The 2,646-nt window shown below is 61.7% G+C and carries 4 protein-coding genes; all 4 read left to right on the plus strand.

All coding sequences use genetic code 11. The features are described from left to right. A partial coding sequence (locus EN993_RS34340) for a sulfurtransferase (protein WP_164758006.1) occupies positions 1-610 on the plus strand: 610 nt, incomplete at its 5' end. Positions 611-615: 5 nt separating this feature from the next. Continuing rightward, a complete protein-coding gene (locus EN993_RS34345) occupies positions 616-1,179 on the plus strand; it encodes a GNAT family N-acetyltransferase (protein ID WP_109672357.1) in 564 nt (187 codons plus the stop codon). A 117-nt stretch (positions 1,180-1,296) separates the two neighbouring features. Then, on the plus strand, positions 1,297-1,854 hold the full coding sequence (locus EN993_RS34350; RefSeq protein WP_126069187.1) for an OmpA family protein: 558 nt from the start codon (positions 1,297-1,299) through the stop codon (positions 1,852-1,854). Positions 1,855-2,043: 189 nt separating this feature from the next. Further along, on the plus strand, positions 2,044-2,511 hold the full coding sequence (locus EN993_RS34355) for a DUF1203 domain-containing protein (protein WP_109672311.1): 468 nt from the start codon (positions 2,044-2,046) through the stop codon (positions 2,509-2,511). Positions 2,512-2,646: the final 135 nt, after the last annotated feature.

Consider the following 2,646-nt stretch of genomic DNA (forward strand, 5'->3'; position numbering starts at 1 on the left):
CGCCATGGGCGTGTCGGCCGATGACACTATCGTCGTCTATGACGGTCCGGGTTTCTTCTCTGCGCCTCGGGCATGGTGGATGTTCCGGGTGATGGGCGTGTTCCAGACCTATATTCTGGACGGCGGCTTCGATGGCTGGAAAGCCGCCGGCAGGCCGGTAACGACCGAACCGACTAAGATCGCGCCAAGCGTGTTTCATGCCGATTTCGACGCCGGGCGCGTTGCCAGCCTCGCTGACATGCGCAGGATCGTCGACACCAGGGCGAGCCAGATCGCCGATGCCCGTGGGCCGGGCCGCTTTACCGGCACCGAGCCTGAACCGCGCGCGGGTATCCGCTCCGGCCATATGCCTGGCGCGCGCAATCTGCCCTATTCGGCGCTGTCGGAAAATGGCGAGCTGTTGTCGAAGGACCGCCTGCGCAAGGTGATCGAGGACGCCGGCATCGATCTGTCGAAACCCGTCGTCACCTCATGTGGTTCCGGCATTACAGCCGCGGTGGTGACGCTGGCGCTGGAAACGCTTGGCCATACCGACAACAGGCTTTACGACGGCTCATGGACGGAGTGGGGTGGGCTTTCCGACACGCCTGTCGTGACTGGCAAGGAATGAAGACGATGGAAAACGGCGTGCTGGAAGACATCGAAGTCACGGTGACGTTCCTCGAGATGCATGTGCCGCCGGCCTATTCGCCGCCTGTGCCTTACAACCGTCAGGTCGCGCTGCTGAAGACCAAGGATATTCCGCTGCATTTCTATCGGTATCTGATGGACCGGGTGGGGCGCAAATGGCACTGGGTCAATGTGCTGCGGCTGGATGATGACGAGCTTTCCGCCGGCATCCACCGCGAAGACCGCGACATCAGGGTGCTCTACCTCGACGGCGCACCGGCCGGCTTCTTCGATCTCAAGCCGCATCTGCCGGAAGAAGTCGAACTCGCCTATTTCGGCATGATGGAACATGCGACCGGGCAAGGCATCGGCCGCTGGTTCCTGGGCTCTGCCATCGCCGCCGCATGGTCGTACGGACCGAAGCGGGTGACGGTGCAGACCTGCACGCTCGATCATCCCGCGGCTTTGCCACTCTACCAGAAGCTTGGTTTTGCACCGGTGGCGCAAAAGAAGGAGACCGTGCATCCGCTGCCGTTCGCCGAACGCTCGGCCAGCGTCATGCGGCCGTGACACCAGCCGGAATCTGACATCAGCTGGAATCTGAACTCGCCGTTCATCGGCGCTTCAGGCTGCCTTTGGCATGTTGCCCGCACCATCAATGCGGCCAAGGCCGAAGGAGACAAAGACATGCTGACCCGCCGTACACTTGCCGCCGCGCTGATCGCAGCCATTGCCATGCCGAGCCTTGCCGCCGCCCAGGCGACCACGCCTTCGGCCGCGACGATTGAGCGGAAGCTTGAGGCAGCACCCCGCGTGAAGTTGCGGCCAAACGAGCGCGTCACCATCCGCGAATTCAAGCGGCGCCCGGATTTGCGCCGCATGGCCCGCTCGATCGATATCCAGTCGATCAACTTCGCCTTCGGTTCGGCGGCCATTTCCAACTCGCAATACGACAAGATAGAAAACATCGCCGATGCGCTGCGGCGCATCCTGCGCCGCGATCCCGGCGCCCGCGTGCTGATCGAGGGCCATACCGACGCCGTCGGTTCTTTCCAGTCGAACCAGGCCCTGTCCGAACAGCGCGCCGCTTCGCTCAAACGCACGCTGGTGCGCGAATTCGGTGTGCCCGGCTATGCACTGGAAACCGTTGGTTACGGTGAGGAGTTCCTGCTGGTGCAGACGCAGAATGAGAATTGGCAGAATCGCCGGGTGACGTTGCGCCGCTTCGACGATTTCATACGCTGATCTCATGAAGGACGACATGCATTGTTTAGCTGGCTAATCATGCCGGATTGAAGGGACAACTGATGTGAACAGATCTGGTCCGGGAGCGATCGCAGAAAGTCGATCGGTCCTTCGACATTTGGCGGGAATCGGGTGGGAAGCGTGGATCTGAGGGCATAATTTCCGGTCAACGACACCGGAGATTTCACCATGACAATCCAGTTCAAGGCCTTGCCGACCGAAGATGTCAGAGCTCTGCAGCGCGGCGGCTCCGACGCTTATGGCCAGACGCCCGAGCGCAGAATTTCCGACGGTGACGGCATGCCTTGCCGGCACTGCCTGAGAAACATCGCCGCCGGTGACGCTTACCTCATTCTGGCCTACCGGCCATTCCCGGAGCTTCAGCCCTATGCCGAGACCGGGCCGATCTTCCTGCATGCCGAGGAATGCGACCGTGCCGCCGGGAGCGAAGCACTTCCCGAGATTCTCGAAAGCCCCAACTATATCGTGCGCGGCTATGGCAGCGATGATCGTATCGTCTATGGCAGTGGCGGTGTCATCCCAACCGGAGACATCACCGCGCGGGCCGCCACCTTGTTGGAACGGGACGATATCGCCTACGTCCATGTCCGCTCGGCGCGCAACAATTGCTACCAGTGCCGCATCGAGCGCGCATGAGGCGCCGGGATTGCCGACGGGAGACGCTGTCGTACTCCCGTCGCACAATCGCGATAGAAAGCGATTGTCGATCGATTTGCCGACCGCGGATGAACCGGCGGCAAATCTCGATATCGAGGAAGCGGGGCTTTGGCT

This window comes from Mesorhizobium sp. M7D.F.Ca.US.004.01.2.1 (assembly GCF_003997785.1).
GTDB lineage: Bacteria > Pseudomonadota > Alphaproteobacteria > Rhizobiales > Rhizobiaceae > Mesorhizobium > Mesorhizobium loti.